At 37.1% G+C, this 15,973-nt stretch carries 13 protein-coding genes; 10 read left to right on the forward strand and 3 right to left on the reverse strand.

Features of this window, described 5'->3' with window-relative positions; translation table 11 throughout:
* Positions 1-5: 5 nt before the first annotated feature.
* From AC07YT_RS10725 to AC07YT_RS10745, 5 genes are read left to right on the forward strand one after another with little or no spacing between them, the layout of a single operon-like run.
* Complete coding sequence (locus AC07YT_RS10725; RefSeq protein WP_086546723.1) at positions 6-1,484, forward strand: RagB/SusD family nutrient uptake outer membrane protein; 1,479 nt, start codon at positions 6-8, stop codon at positions 1,482-1,484.
* 13 nt (positions 1,485-1,497) lie between these two features.
* Positions 1,498-2,358: a putative zinc-binding metallopeptidase gene (locus AC07YT_RS10730; protein ID WP_086546722.1), complete on the forward strand. Its 861-nt coding sequence runs from the start codon at positions 1,498-1,500 to the stop codon at positions 2,356-2,358.
* 2 nt (positions 2,359-2,360) lie between these two features.
* A complete protein-coding gene (locus AC07YT_RS10735) occupies positions 2,361-3,782 on the forward strand; it encodes a TlpA family protein disulfide reductase (protein WP_086546721.1) in 1,422 nt (473 codons plus the stop codon).
* Positions 3,783-3,814: 32 nt separating this feature from the next.
* Positions 3,815-5,440, forward strand: a complete 1,626-nt coding sequence (locus AC07YT_RS10740; RefSeq protein WP_086546720.1) for a S8 family serine peptidase — start codon at positions 3,815-3,817, stop codon at positions 5,438-5,440.
* 5 nt (positions 5,441-5,445) lie between these two features.
* Positions 5,446-6,975 (forward strand): aspartyl protease family protein, encoded by a 1,530-nt coding sequence (locus tag AC07YT_RS10745; protein ID WP_086546719.1) that lies wholly within the window; start codon positions 5,446-5,448, stop codon positions 6,973-6,975.
* A gap of 68 nt (positions 6,976-7,043) precedes the next feature.
* Here AC07YT_RS10745 and AC07YT_RS10750 read toward each other — a convergent pair whose 3' ends face one another.
* Positions 7,044-7,646: a GIN domain-containing protein gene (locus AC07YT_RS10750; RefSeq protein ID WP_086546718.1), complete on the reverse strand. Its 603-nt coding sequence runs from the start codon at positions 7,644-7,646 to the stop codon at positions 7,044-7,046.
* Between the two features lie 269 nt (positions 7,647-7,915).
* Between AC07YT_RS10750 and AC07YT_RS10755 the strand changes: the two genes are divergently transcribed.
* Entirely contained in the window at positions 7,916-8,272 is a 357-nt protein-coding gene (locus AC07YT_RS10755) for a response regulator (protein ID WP_086546717.1), read from the forward strand.
* A gap of 281 nt (positions 8,273-8,553) precedes the next feature.
* Here the strand turns inward: AC07YT_RS10755 and AC07YT_RS10760 are convergent, their stop codons facing one another.
* Positions 8,554-9,852, reverse strand: coding sequence for an ABC1 kinase family protein (locus AC07YT_RS10760; protein WP_086546716.1), 1,299 nt, complete (start codon positions 9,850-9,852; stop codon positions 8,554-8,556).
* Positions 9,853-9,859: 7 nt separating this feature from the next.
* The gene (locus AC07YT_RS10765) at positions 9,860-10,513 is read right to left on the reverse strand and encodes a TetR family transcriptional regulator C-terminal domain-containing protein (RefSeq protein ID WP_086546715.1); all 654 of its coding nucleotides are present in this window, start codon (positions 10,511-10,513) and stop codon (positions 9,860-9,862) included.
* A gap of 224 nt (positions 10,514-10,737) precedes the next feature.
* On the opposite strand from AC07YT_RS10765, the gene AC07YT_RS10770 reads away from it, so the two are divergent.
* The 4 genes from AC07YT_RS10770 to AC07YT_RS10785 all read left to right on the forward strand — a co-directional run bounded on the left by AC07YT_RS10770 (position 10,738) and on the right by AC07YT_RS10785 (position 15,972).
* On the forward strand, positions 10,738-11,592 hold the full coding sequence (locus AC07YT_RS10770) for an HD domain-containing protein (protein ID WP_086546714.1): 855 nt from the start codon (positions 10,738-10,740) through the stop codon (positions 11,590-11,592).
* Positions 11,593-11,752: 160 nt separating this feature from the next.
* Positions 11,753-11,893, forward strand: a complete 141-nt coding sequence (locus AC07YT_RS10775) for a Sec-independent protein translocase subunit TatA/TatB (RefSeq protein ID WP_086546713.1) — start codon at positions 11,753-11,755, stop codon at positions 11,891-11,893.
* Between the two features lie 57 nt (positions 11,894-11,950).
* Positions 11,951-12,163 (forward strand): hypothetical protein, encoded by a 213-nt coding sequence (locus AC07YT_RS10780; protein ID WP_086546712.1) that lies wholly within the window; start codon positions 11,951-11,953, stop codon positions 12,161-12,163.
* A 251-nt stretch (positions 12,164-12,414) separates the two neighbouring features.
* Positions 12,415-15,972, forward strand: coding sequence for a PKD domain-containing protein (locus AC07YT_RS10785; RefSeq protein WP_086546711.1), 3,558 nt, complete (start codon positions 12,415-12,417; stop codon positions 15,970-15,972).
* Position 15,973: the final 1 nt, after the last annotated feature.

The raw sequence follows: 15,973 nt of genomic DNA on the forward strand, positions 1-15,973 counted from the left end.
AGATCATGAGAAAATATTATAAAATACTAATGCTTATCTGTTTAACAATAAGCGCTGTTTCCTGCAAAAAAAGCTTCCTGGAAGAAAGCAGTCAGGATTTGGTACGCCCTACCACAACAGCGGCACTAAATCAGCTATTGTCTGGCGAAGGTTATGCATTAACTGCCGAATCATTCCTGAACGATTACTTTGATTTATTAACTGACGATATTCAGTCTGATTTCAATGCAAACGCAACGATTGTTGCTGGTTTGAATAAATATGCTCCTGTTTATACCTGGCAGCGCAACATGATTGATAAGCTGATTGATGTTGCTCCAACCTATAGCAATACCTGGTACAATTATTACGCAAGGATAAAAGGTTGTAATGTGATTTTAGATTATGTAGATCGCGTAGATGGACCGCAATCTGAAAAAGATAACCTTCGGGGACAGGCTTTAGCGTTACGATCTTATTATTACCTTATGCTGGTAAATCTTTTCGGTAAACCCTATGTAGGCACGAGCGTACATCCAGAAACAGATTTAGGTGTGCCACTTATTTTAACGGCCGAAGTCTCTGATTCTCCGGTTGCCAGATCTACAGTTAAAGAAGTTTATACACAAATCGAGAAAGATTTACTGAGCTCAGTTCCTTTGCTTGAGGCAAATGGAAGTGGTAACCATATTTATAAATTTAATGCTACGGCGGCAAAATTATTATTATCGAGGGTTTATCTTTATATGGGGAATTGGGATGCCAGTATTAAATATGCCGATGCAGTTATACTGCAAAAACCAACTTTGCAACAATACAATGCCATCACTACACCACTATTTCCAATCGCTTACGGTGTTTCATCCCCAGAAGTGATTTGGGGCTATGGAAGTTCAACAGAATTAACGGGGATGCCATTTGGTTTAGCTGTTGGTGTTGCTGCTAAAGCCGCTTTTTCCATTTCAGATAATTTTTTAAATACCTTTGAAACCGGTGATTTGAGAGTTACCTATAGTTTTAGAAGTACAGCTTATCTCACATCAGTAATTGTAAGCTACAAATCGGGCTCCGCGAAATACTCAACTGCAAATACCAGCATTAGCAATGGTAAAGCATTTAGAACTGCTGAAGCATATCTTAACCGTGCCGAAGCCTATATTCAAAAAGGAATAGCCGGCGATGCTTCAGGAATAGCAAAAGCCTTAGCAGATATCAATCTCTTGCGTTCAAACCGGATTAGAACCGCTAATTATTCGCCAATAATGATAACTGATCCGCAAGCTCTGTTTACTTACTACAAAGCAGAACGCCGCCGCGAACTTTGTTTGGAAGATCATCGCTGGTTTGATCTTCGCCGATGGGGCATGCCCGAAATGACGCATACCATCCAGCTTGTTGCTGGCTCACCTCAAACGGTTACCTTAAGTCAAAACGATAGCCGATATACCTTAGATGTGCCAACTGAAGCATTAAGACGTAATCCGAATTTGATCCAAAATCCATAAACTCAGATTGAAAATGAAAACAATAAAATATTTAGTCTTTACAGCAATACTAAGCTGTGTGCTTTGGGGATGTAAGAAAGAAGAAACGCTCACGCCTTCGCAAATAGATGTACAATATAAGCTGCCACAAGGTAACCACGATTACGATCCGATATTAGTAGAACTGAACAAAAAGTACGGCACATTTTTCCTATATAAATGGAGTGCCGTAGATTTTGCTTCCAATCCTGTATATCTGGCTAATGGCTTTAATGAAACTTACACTGCAGATATAGCAGATGAAACCTATGTGGGTAAAGCACTTGCGTTTATTCAAAAAAACTGGCTTAACTATTATTCTGATGATTTTTTGAAAAATAACCTTCCATTTAAAGTTTTACTGGGACAGAATTTAAGGATGAAAGCATCTCCAACCACTAAATACACTATTTTGTCCAATTATAATCAGATTACCCTCAGCAACTTTTCAGCAGATTTTGATCTGATGACCGATGCACAGAAAAAAACATATGTAAATAATTTGCACACTGAGTTTTTCAACTTCATATTTAACAGAGGTAAACTTGATGTTCCCGTAGAGTTTACCACTGTAACAAATTATACCCAAACAGGGGTTACCGCAACTAATTTTTATACCTATGGTTATGTATCCTATTTAGTTTCTCTACAGGATAACAAACCTATAAGAGATTTTCTTTCTTACATCGCTTTAATTACTTCAAAAACTAAAGCAGAGCTTGATACGACCATCTTAAAACCATCAAATGATACCGCTGGATTGGTTAAAAAGAAATACGATATCATTATCAATTATTATAAAACGAAATACAATATCGATTTGCAGGCCATAGGTAATGCAGGTGTAATTAACTAGTTATGAAAGCAAAAATATTAAGTTTATTGATTTCGGCCGTTGCTGTGTTACCTGTATTTTCTGCTACCATCCATGGCAGTAGGACAGGTGCGAACGAGAAAAGTTCTGGATTTTTTGTAGAAGCTTTTTCTAAACAGGGAAGAGTGCTTTATAAAAGCTTGAAATTTGATGAAAACGGCAAATTTGTTTTGGAATTCCCTACAAATGAAGCTTTGGTGTATTGGATTGATAATTTCCCGGTATACGTACAGCCCAATGAGCGTCTCGAAATTATCCTGCCTGAACGCAAATCAGGTGCCTTTGTAATAGGAGGGCCTGTCGGACAGAAAGCCGCTACGCTAGGAATGCTTACCGAAACCAACATTAAACTGGCAGGAAAACCAACCATCAATAATTTATTGATTAATGAAATTAATGTGGCCTGGGCAAATTTTAGCAAAGAAAAAAAAGGCATCCCAACCAAAACAGAAATTGATCAGGCCTATCAAGCCGAAACAAAGCTAATTTCCAGATCTAAAGATACAGGGATTAATCGAGTAGCCAGTTTCTATAATGATTTACGCTATCTGGAAGCAAAATTACAATATTTAAGGGCACATCCAACCGAAAAGGCTGACCAACGTTTCTTCGGTATTGCAAACCAGATCTCTTTAAATCATCCAGCGGTTAATTCATTAAAATCTATCGGGCTTAGGTCGCTGGTGTCCAATTTTTACATGTTCTTAAAATTGAGTCAGGGTGCAAATATCAAAGATGAAGATTTAAGCGACAATTCATCATTAGGCAAAATGACCTATATACTTAAAAATGTAAGCAACGAACGGATCATCAACGAAGAGCTGAGCCAGAGTATTGTTTATCATCTCTCTATAAAAGGATGGAACCCTGAGTTGGACAAAATTATGGTTGTGGCCATCGAAAAAACAACTGATGAGGCAGCCAAGAAAAATTTGATTTCTTTAAGAGAAAAATACAGTAAGGTTGCTAAAAACGCAATGGCGCCTACTTTTTCTATTCCAGATGCTAACGGAAAAATGATTAGTCTGGCTGATTTTAAAGGAAAAGTCGTGGCGATAGATGTTTGGGCCACCTGGTGCATTCCTTGTATGCATTCACTCCCATATTTCCTAAAATTCCGCGATAAATATAAAGATAATCCGAATGTAGTGTTTATGTCGATCTCTACCGATAATGCCGAATCCAAAACGAAGTGGCTTGCTTTTTTGAAATCGAAAAATATGAATGGTGTTGATCTGCATGCCGGAGATAAAACTTCATCTGCTTTCGAAAAAGCTTATAACATTACTGGCATACCCAGGTATATCTTAATTGGTAAAGACGGCAAAATTATCGAAGATCATGCTGTACAGGCATCAGAACCTGCTTATGAAACCTTAATTCAAACAGCGCTCCAAGCCAAATAGCTTTAGAGAAAGAACCAAAAATCAATACGAAAATGAAAAAAATAACAAGACTATTCCTGGTCTTATGGCTACCGCTTTGTCTAAATGCACAGCAAAAAGGTGGTTTATCTGCAGCTAAAAAGAAAGACCTGTTTACACATCATCCTCAAAACTGGCACCTGTTATCCTTCGATAAGGATAGTGTTTATGGTACGGAGGTAAACAAAGCTTACGCCGAAATTTTGAAAGGAAAGACCGCTAATAAAGTGCTGGTGGCCGTGATTGATGCCGGTGTTGACATTAACCATGAAGATTTAAAATCAGTAATCTGGACCAATAAAAAAGAGATTCCTGATAATGGAATAGATGATGATCATAATGGCTACATAGATGATATTCATGGATGGAACTTCTTAGGCAGTGCTGATGGAAAAAGGAATATTCAGGTTACGGCCAACGAAAATGACCGTGAATATTTGCGTTTGGTCCGTAAATATGAAAATGTAGATACCACAAAATTAAAAGGGGAAGAGAAAAAATATTTAGAACTTGTTAAACGTAAATCGGATGTATACAGAACGGCATCTTCGATCGGTTTAGCGGAAAAAATGGCTTCTAAATTTGATTCAATTGATCATTATTTCCGTAAAAAGTACCCCAATAAGGTGGTTACTATTCAGACTTTTAACGAAGAAAAACCGGAGTTCGCAAACGATAAAGATTTAGTTTTTGCTTTCGAACTTTTAAAATTAAGAGCTCAGGGGGCGAAATATAGTGTAAGTCAGCCTGCAAATATTTTATATACCATGGGCGATTTTATGATCAGTCAGGCTAAAATTAATTATCAGAATAAATTGGTTGCAGCATCGAAAGATGACCGTGCTTTTGTAATGGAAGACGTTAAGGACGGGCAAAACTGGGGCAATAATCAATTGAGTTTTCAAAGTTCTGATCATGGAACACATGTGGCTGGAATTATCGCTGCAGACCGTACCAATAACCTGGGTATTGAAGGTATTGCTGGTCAGGTAGAAATTATGCCGATCCGTGTAGTGGTGCCAAGTGGGGATGAGTATGACCGGGATGTAGCCAAAGCGATCTGTTATGCCGTAGATAACGGAGCACAGCTAATCAATATGAGTTTTGGAAAACGTGTTTCACCCTTGAAATACCTGGTTGATGAAGCCATTCGGTACGCAGAAAAAAAGGATGTCGTGATTGTAAGAGGTGGAGGGAATTTTACCGAAGATACTGATCAATTTGTTTTTTATCCTTCACAGTTTTATAACAATGGTAAACAGGCGAAAAATGTAATTACAGTAGGGGCAACCAGTCCATTTGGCGAAATTATGGGCTTCTCTAATTATGGGAAGAAATCGGTAGATCTTTTTGCACCGGGTTTTGATGTGTATTCGACCATGATTGATAATAAGTACTCGGGCATGCATGGTACCAGTATGGCCTCTCCCGTAGTTTGTGGTATTGCAGCATTATTGCGTTCCTATTATCCAAAATTATCAGCTCCGGAGATTAGAAATATTTTAATGAAAACGGTAACCATCGTTCCGGAAGAATGGCAGGGAAAGCAAAAGCTACAGAACATTTCTGTTTCTGGTGGAATCGTTAATGCTTATCAGGCCTTGAAAATGGCCGATCAATCTACTCATTCAACTAAATAACTACCATGAAAAAAATAGTATATATTGTGCTTTTGTTGATTAGTCAACATGCATTTGCACAACAGGAAGCCAATGATGTTCAGATTAAATATGCATTGCAGCAGTTTGGTGAAAATTTAAAGACACATCATATTAAAAATATCCTCGATGCACTCGATCCATCTTTTCGTATTGCCGAATATAGTGACAGGGATGTGTATCCGGTTGTGCCGCAACTCGTAAATCCGGTTATTTTAGATACGGTTTATTATGAAACGGTAGTTAAAAAGAACAATAAAATCTATGCAAAACAGGTTGCCGTTCCAAAAACTGGACCGAAAATGATCTCCTGGTTGCGGATGAGCAAGTTTTTAACTTTTGAAAGAATCGGTCATTTCGAGCTGTTAATGGGGCTTGCTGATCCTGTTTTTCAAGAATTGCAACCAGCTAAATTACTGTCGAAAGTAAATGTTAAACGTTCAGCAGGTTTAATGTTTGTAGAAGTAGCCATAGCAGGTAAAAAATACAATTTCCTGTTCGATAGCGGTGCGGGTGCAACAACTATAAATGAAAGTCTGGCCACAAGCTTAAATATAAAAATCAATCAAAAAGCCATCGATATTAAAACAGCGGGTAAGGGCGGACAATTTAAAACCATCGATTCATTAGCGTTAAATATCGAAGGTGTAAATGTGCGGGGGAAACAAGTTGTTGTTGCCAATTTAAATGCTTTATCGCAGGTAGTAGGCCAGCCAATGGATGGCATTATTGGCTTTGATCTTTTAAAAGATTATCAGGTTGCCGTTAATTTAGACGATAACTTGATGAGTATTTATAATTTCGGCTATTTTGATCAATCAACAGGAAATAAAGTACCTGTAAAACTGAATGGAAATACAGCCAAATTAGAAGTTACATTAAAAGTGAATGGCATTAATTATCCCAGTATTTTAATGTTTGATACCGGTAATGGTGGCAGTATTTCAGGTAATTATTTTTTAAATACTTATGTAAATGGCCTGGTTGATAAATTGAGAAATAAAAGATCAAGTGCTTCGATGGATTTAACCAATCAGATTAGTAAAGCGCAAATTGGAGGGATTGATGCAATTAGTATTGCAGGCTATAATCTTAACAACCCCGTGGTAACGGTCGATTTGCCCAAAGAACAAAATCCATATGGTTTTAACAGTCATGGTTTGTTGGGCATGTCGCTAATCGGTAAATTCAATATGCTGTTTAATTATAGTTTAAACTATATCCAGTTAAGTCCGAATAAAAATTTCGAAACACCAATTGTACCATTGTATGCACTGGGTTTGGGTTTCCAGAAAGAGGGTGGTAAATTTATTGTTAAAAATGTTGATGAGGATGGTTTGGCTTATCAGGCGGGTTTGAGAAAGGGTGATGAACTGATAAAAGTTAATCAGCTTGTGCCCGAATCTGTTGATCAGATCACACAACAATTGAGGGTTTTAGCCAGGAATAAAATTCAACTGGAGGTTAACCGAAACCAGCAGAAAATGAAAATAGAATTAAAGAAGTTTATAATATAATCACCTTTAAAAACAAAAGGCTTTCTGATTGCGATCAGAAAGCCTTGTTTCATTGGTGTGTTTTATGATTATTTGATTGCGGCAATTTCTTTTTCAACAGCCACAGTTTCTACAGAGCTGATGTTGGTTTTCAAAGCTGCAAATCTATCGATGGTTAATTTTTGCGATTTACCCATTACTAAAGTATGGTTATCAGTAGAACCACTTAATTTTAAATCTGCCTGATCAGAAATTACAGTATATAAACCTTCTGAGCTGGTATTGATTTCGGCATGTGCATTTCCTTTTAAAAAGATCTGAAGATATTTAGTTCTTAGTTTTCCTTCTGTTTTAACAATTGCATTTTCTGAAGCTTCAATTCTGTAAAAATCGTTTACATAAACGGTTAATTTTGCTTTTTCGGTACTGGTAGAAGCGATTTTTAAATTATCACCATCCTGCATCACCTTTGCTGTTCCGGTGTTGTCATCAGTATAAGAAATGCCAGGATTACTCCGCTGGATAATGGTTACTTCTACATTTCCTTTTACAGAAATTCTTTTAAAAGCCGATATTTTTAAAATGGCATCCGGTTCTTTTTCTGTTGCAGAAACACTTGTAGTAAATACTGCTGAAGATAAAACGATTGCTGTTAATGAAGTTGCGATTAGGGTTTTGATTGAGGTTTTCATAATATTTTTATTTAATAATTAAATGTTAATTAATTGTTATTTAAATGTTTAAGTCTTTTTGTTGTAGTTTTGTAGATAAGACGCAATGAAATGAAAAACGTTGCAGGCCATGTTGCGTTTTTATACAATCGATAGGTAATACTCGACGAACAGGCATTAATTCAAGACGAAAACCTGCAACATTTACTAACCAATTGTAAAATATTTTAAGATTTATTATTGGATTAGTCTTTTTCTTTATCTTTAGTGAGAATTTAGTCTGTTTATTTATGAAGAAAAAGGTTGTACTTGTTCAGGATAATAAAGATATCCTCGATATAATGGACCAGGTATTGGAAGAGGAAGGCTTTGATGTTACGGCATCATTGACAACCGAGCCGATAGATAAAATAGATGAAATTGAACCCGATGTAGTGATTGTAGATGATCACATCAAGGGTAAAAAGAAAGGATCAGAGGTGATTAAAGAACTTAAATCTGACCCTGAAACCGAAGATGTATCGGCCGTGCTAACCTCAACATCAAATAACTTACCACAACAGGCCGAAGATTGCAAAGCTGATGACTATATCGAAAAACCATTTGATATCGATCATATGGTTGAAGTAGTAAAGAAAAATTCATAAAATAGCTTATTCGATCGAATGGTCGTTTTTGCGGCTGGAGAGCAATTCCGAACTTTAGAGAGAGAAGTTTATAAGTTGTATTATTAAAATTTACTCATAGATTTCTCGGCTACGCTCGAAATGACGGATCTTCCAAAGAGATAACTTCCTCTATAACATCTTAGAAAAACCTTAATTTTCTTAATTCCTTAATGGTTAGTATTCATCCAGTAAGGAAGGACCAATATCAAAGTAATATAAATTTCTTCTCGAAGCCCCGAGCTTGAAATGACAACTATGCACTATACATTAGGTTTATAAGTATCTGTTTTAACCGTTGCCTTTAATTCATGTAATATCGTATACAGGCCAAAATTAGTCCGGTTAACATAAATAAAATGTTTTACGCCCCGTGCCTGCTTAAATTCCGGCATTTTCGAAATCTTTTCACCATACCTATACAGTTGCTCAAAAAAGTCAGGCTTACTAAAATCGAAAGATTTACTGGTATAAGGCTTGGCAAACAGGCTGATCATCTCTCTATACGATTGATGATAAAACTCAACCTGTTCAGGAGAATCGTCTGCATGAATCATGTCCAGTTTTCTAAAAGCATCTATCGTTTTATTTTTATCATGAATTACATCAGTTGAAATTAAGGAGAAAAACGGGTAATAAAAATCATCAGGCATTTCCTTAATACAGCCAAAATCAATTACACCCAAATTTTCGTCCGGCGTAATCATAAAATTTCCCGGATGTGGATCGGCATGTACGGCCCTGAGTTCGTGCTGTTGAAAGTTGTAGAAATCCCACAGCGCCTGACCGATTTTATTTCGCAGCGCTTGAGAAGGATTGGTTTGTAAAAACTCTTTTAAATGTAAGCCATCAATCCAATCCATGGTAATGATCCGCTTTCCAGATAATTCGGGATAATATTTCGGAAAAATCACATGAGAGAGGTTTTTACAGGCTTCAGAAAATTCTATTGAACGCCTAACTTCCAGTTCGTAATCTGTTTCTTCGAGCAAACGTTCTTCAACTTCTTTAATATAGATATTCAATTCCCTTTCCGACATGCCCAATAAACGGAAAGCGAAAGGTTTTACCAGTTTTAAATCAGAAGAAATGCTATCACCTACACCTGGATATTGAATTTTAACGGCCAGTTTTTTACCATTAAGCGTTGCCTGGTGCACCTGTCCGATAGAAGCTGCATTGCTGGAGCTTAAGTTAAAACTATCGAAAATGTTTTCAGGTGTTTTACCGAAATTTTTGGTAAAAGTCCGGACAATTAATGGACCCGAAAGGGGCGGGGCATTGTATTGCGACTGGGTAAATTTATCTACATATGATTTTGGCAGGATATTTTTATCCATGCTCAGCATCTGTGCAATTTTTAAGGCACTTCCCTTTAATTCGCTCAGTGATTTATAAATGTCGGTGGCATTATCTTCGTTTAGCTGTTCGCGGTCCATTTCAGGGTTAAACAATTTTTTGGAGTAATGTTTAATATAATTGCCCCCAATCTGAATACCGGTTTTAACAAATTTTGCCGAACGCTCTACCTTGGTAGTTGGAATACTTTTTTGTGTCTTCATCTGGTATTTAAAACCTCATCTTATCTGCAAACTTCCCATTTCTGGATAAAAACTTTCCGTATTCCAATAAATTATCAATTGGCGAATGCTGAAAAAGATCAAAAGTGACATTGATGCCTTTTTCGATGGCTTCGTCGCTTTTTTCAAAACCTTCGCTATCATCGTTGATCCAGAAATTAACAATAAAAGCATACTGAATCCATAATGCATCTTTGTAACGCTTACTTAAAAAACGACGTTCAGCAAGTTCGCCACTATCTAAACCTTCTTCAATAATTTCCTGAGCAAAATTTTCGAAAATGGGTTTTACGCCAGCCAGAACATCAGGAGTAGAAAATTTACCATGGTGATTCTTTAAACTGTAAATCACAAAACTGCGTTCGTTTTTCAGGTTTTCCAGGTAACTGTAAAAGAAAGAAAGCATTTTTTCTCTGGAAGTATACTGGGGCCAAACTTCCTGTTCTTTGATTTTGCTAATGGTTTCGAAGGTAAGTTCGAACCAGATTGTTTTTTCTATGCTTTCGAAAGAAGAGAAAAACTGATAAAAATCAGCCTCGGTAATTTTAAGCTTTTTCACAAAAATATAAACCGATTTTGGTTTTTCATCGTTGGTTAAAACATAATCTAAATATGCTTTTCTAATTTGCTGAGCAGTTGCCATATAGCTGTTTTTTACAAGTATAACGTTTAATTTATAGGCTTGTTTTTACTGCTGCTTTTTTGTTGATCATGAAATTGTAATAATAGCTTTCAAAATATTTGAAAGTAGTTTTATGGCTAATTAATTTAGTTTATTAAAGTTTTAATGTGGATAATTTTTTATAATAAAGCTAAAATAATTAGTATTTTTACTGCTGATTATTCCTTATAACTAAATAAAGCAACATGATCCAGGTAAACGATTTTTTGTATGGCAAAATGGAATTGCCGGCGGTATTTTCTGATCTGTTAAATACGGATACTTTAAAAAGGTTGGGCGGGATCCATCAAAGCGGGGCTATATTTTTGGTCAACCCGGATATCTGTCATTCGCGACTGGAGCATGCCATTGGCGTAACCATGTTGATCAGGATGTTAGGTGGCTCAGAACTGGAACAAATTGCCGGTTTGCTGCACGATATTTCGCATACTGCTTTTTCTCATGTGGGAGATTATGTTTTCGACAATACAGATGAAGATTATCATGAAAAGGTTTTTGCAGAAGTTTTATGTAAATCGGAAGTGCCTGATGTACTGTTAAATTATGGATACAATGTTAACCAGATTTTGTACGGTACTTTTGATATTTTAGAACAACCCTTGCCAGCGCTCTGTGCCGATCGTTTGGATTATACTTTACGGGACGGGGTTCATGGTGGGATAATTTCCCGTCAGCGTGCCCGCGAATTTTTGACTTCCGTTGTTTTGAAGGATGGAAAAATAGCCGTGAATGTAGAGACTGAGGTGCTTTGGATCAATGAAGCTTTCGAAAAGCTCAATAATGATATGTTTAAATTACCACTTAATTTATATGCCAATGGCAAAATGGCCGAACTGATTAAGAAATTTCTGAATAAAGGGATATTAGTTGAAAGTGACCTGTTTAAAACAGATATCATGCTGCTAAACAAAATCAGAACTTCTTATGAAGGATACGAAGCCATTAAGTCAATCAAACAATTAAAAGGTTTTGCCGAATTTATGCGTCATGGCGCGGTGCCTAAAATCAAAAAGAGGACTTTAAATGCCTTGCTAGTCTAGGGTTAGGCGCTTGGTGTTTGGTGTAGACTATCCTATCGTTAGTCCGAAGGCTTAAGTCTGTAGTTTTGTCAATTCGCCGATTTAAACAATTAACCGATTAACCCAATCACTAACAATCCATTTCATAAGAATTAACGTATATTGTGAAAAATATAAAGATATGTCTGCAATAGAAATTATTTTAATAGGAGTGGTTATCCTGCTTATTTTTGGTGGTAAAAAAATACCGGAATTGATGAGGGGAATTGGGAGAAGTGTGAAAGAATTTAAGGATGCCAAAGATGAACCTCCTGTTAAATAATCGTACTGAACCAAACTTTCTGTTAGCGGCACTGTTTTATCTAAAATAAACGCCAACATGGAAAATAAAAAAGAAGATCTGGCTAAATCAAAATCTGATTTTACAGCAGAAAATGCAAAACATCCTGAAAAGGGATTAAATGATTGGAACGACCGCTTAGACGAAAATCTGGAACCTGAAGATCATAACGATAGTGTTGCAGATGAGAAAGCTAAAGATTTCTCTGCAAAATACGGTAGCGGCGATCAGTCCGATCAAGGCAATAACTGAATATTTATCTTATAGCCACTTTTAATAAGGTGGCTTTTTTGTTTTACATGATATTCCTTTTTTCTAAGTCATTACTTTCGCATCTGAAACTTTTTTACACTACTCATTCAGTTTATTACACGAAAGGCCGTTTTTCTACTTAAAAATTGTTAAAATTCTAATAATTGTTTTTTCTTGTGATTTGATTAATAGTATATTGCATATCTAATCAAACAAACATGTATAACGTTTTCAAACTAAACTGATAGGTAATGAGCAGACATTGGTTATTGGTTTTGTTTTTCTTGCTCTTTGCAAGGTCCTTGTCTTTTGCTCAAAACACATCAAATAAGGGAAAAGATTTTTATGTTCCTTATGCAGGGCATATTGATGGAGATAGGTCGAGGTTAACCTTGTTTTTATCTGCAGATCAGGCTACCGAATATGAAGTTTATGTTGGTAATACTTTAGTTTCTCCGGCAGGTGCAACCATACCTGCAAATACCTGTTTGCCATTTGTAATCAATCCCAATACTTACGCGGTGTTGATGGGCAGCTCCAATTTAATAGAACCCAATAAAGCCATTCATGTGGTTACAACGAAGGCCATATCATTGTATAGTATTATTTCCAATAATGCCCGTACGGGTGGTACCTTAGTCTTACCAACCAATACGCTGGGACAAGAGTATTATGCCTTTAGTTATGAAAATCATGGAAATCAACAGGGTTTTTCGCAATTTACAATTGTAGCAACAGTTGATAATACTGATGTAGAAATTACGCCTAAACAAAACGAAAGATACGGAGGAAGAAACGCTGATGCCACTTTTACCATTAAGTTAAATAGAGGCGATGTTTATCAATATCAATCAGTTGGTGATTTAACCGGAAGCCACATCAAAGCCTTAAACTGTAATCCTATAGCTGTATTTACAGGTAATACCTGGGCAGCTTTTTGTAATGAAGGTAATAGTCGTAATCCAGCTGGGGGAGATAACCTGTACCAACAGGTTTTTCCGGTTTCTGCATGGGGAAAGAATTTTGTAACCGCACCTTTTTATAACACCCTTCATGGTAATACCGATATTATGAGGGTAATTGTAGCTGATGACAATACGGTTTTAACCGTAAATGGGAGCACCACTAATGCCAATGGAACTCCGCTTTCTAATCCTTACAATAAAGGAGCAGTGATTACCTTTTTCACTACTTCAGCAAATGTAATTTCAGGTTCGAAACCAATTGCGGTGGCACAATACCAAACTTCGCAAACTTGCAACCTAAACAATGGAACCAATACCAACCAATATCAATTTCCTGGTGATCCTGAAATAACCGTGCTTAATCCCGTTGAGCAAACACTAAATAACATTACGGTTTTTTCTGATTTGGGATCAGTAGGCGTTCCTACCCAGATCACGAGGTACTATCTGAATGTAATTATTAAAACAGCAGATATAGCTTCATTTAGGCTGGATGGTAACCCGGTGAATAACTTTACCAATATAGATAACACTTTTAGCTACGCTGTAATTGACGTGACCAATACACAGCCCCAGCACAGGTTATCTGCGGCAGGTGGTTTTTCGGCAATTTCATATGGTTACGGAGCAGTAGAGTCTTATGCTTATTTAGCCGGGGCAAATATTCAGAATTTTACTTTTCAACCCACCAGTGCGGTTACAGGACAACCTATTAGCAGCGGTTGCTTAGGAGAACCCATTAGTTTAACGATAAATTTACCTTACCAGGCCACTAAGATAGATTGGGAGATTGAGGGCGCAGCACGTTTTACCGATGATAACCCCGTGGCAATAAACACCTTTACCAGGCCAAATGATAACAATACGTACTATACCTACAAGTATCCTAACGACCTGAATTATCCAAATCCTGGTGATTATCAGTTTAAAGTAATTGCAACTAAGCCAAATGCCGATAATTGTGGTAATACTGAAGAATTGATTATCGATTTTTCGGTTGATAATCAACCTACAGCGGCATTCGAATTACCGGCTACGGGTTGCCAGTCTACTGGTGTTCAGTTTACGGATAAAAGTGAATCCAATTCAAATTCGCGAAGCATTACACAGTGGTTATGGGATTTTGGTGATGGGAAAACGTCTCCTGAGCAGAACCCTGTTCATATTTATGATCGTCCGGGGACTTATAATGTGGTTTTAACGGCTACGACAGATTCTAAATGTTCAGAAACATCTTCTGTATTTCCAATTGTGATTAATCCTCAACCCATATCCGATTTTGATGTGAAAGGTTTATGTGTGGGCAAACCGATTATTTTAACTGAAAAATCGACGATTGAAAGCCCGGGCACTATTGTGAAATGGACCTGGGATTTTGGCGATGGAAGTACGGCTTCTACTCAGCAAAATCCTGTTCATCAATACAGTGCTATTGGCTCTTATACCATTACTTTAATAACGGAAAGCGATAAAGGATGTGTGAGCATCTTGAAAAGCAAAGCAGTAACTGTAATTGATCCGCAATCGGCTGATTTCGAGCTTCCTGATTTTTGTTTGGCAGATGGGGTAGCCAGGTTTAAAAATATTTCCAAAAATGCAGATGGAACTACAACAGGCTTAACTTTTGAGTGGAAGTACACTGACAATAACAATAATGTAATCGCCACAACCACAGGAGTAGATGGTACTTTTACGCCTGCAGCCACGGGTAATTACAATGTGATCCTGACGGTGAATAATCAGGATGGTTGTGAGGTGTTCGCACGAAAACCATTTACGGTAAATGGTGATGTTAAAGCAGCAGATTTTGAAATTTTGAACGATCATAGCTGTGTGAGTGAAGATATCATGATTAAAAATACATCCACCGTATTTACAGGTAACATTACAAAGATTGAGATTTACAGAGATTTTGGCAGAGAAGCTTCTATTTACAAAACCATCCCTTATCCCGGTAATAACGAAGTTTTTGTGATAAAGTATGATACTTTTGGCGGCACCACCGACCGAACTTTTAACATCAGGCTTGTCGCTTATTCCGGAGAAAACTGTTCTAAATTTTTAGATCAAACGCTTACCTTAAAACCCGTTCCGCAATTGGTGTTTGATGATATGGCTCCGGTTTGCGAGGCCGATGGAACCGTTTTAATTACGCAGGCGAAACAGAAAGCTGGAGAAGAAATGAATGGAGCGCCAGGCGTATATAGTGGCGATGGCATAAAAGAAGATGGTACCTTTAATCCGAAAATTGCCGGACTTGGGCCACATCTCATCACTTATACCTTTACAGGTGATAATGGTTGTCCCAGCTCCATAACCAATACAATCGAAGTGTACAAATCGCCTGTTGCTAATGCAGGTACATTGGTTTACATTTTAGCAGGTGGACAGATCGAAATCCCTGCCACTGCTGAAGGTACTAACCTGAAATATAAATGGTCGCCTGCAACAGGTTTAAACAAAACAGATGTATTAAATCCCATTGCCTCACCAGATAACGATACAGAATATACGCTTACAGCAACCACACAGCCTGATGGCTGCTCCACGACATCGAAAGTTTTGATTAAAGTTTTGCAAGTATTAAATCCACCCAATACCTTTACACCAAATAGCGATAATGTAAATGATACCTGGGTTATTAAATATTTAGAATCTTACCCAAATGCAACTGTCGAAATTTTTAACAGAAACGGGAATAAGGTATTTTTTAGCAATGGATATAAAATTCCTTTTGATGGGAATTACCAAAATGAACCACTTCCGGTAGGTGTTTATTATTATGTCATCAACCCCCGTAACGGAAGAAAAACAATAACAGGACCGCTCACTATAATCAGATAAA

Source organism: Pedobacter sp. GW460-11-11-14-TSB4, from assembly GCF_059423705.1.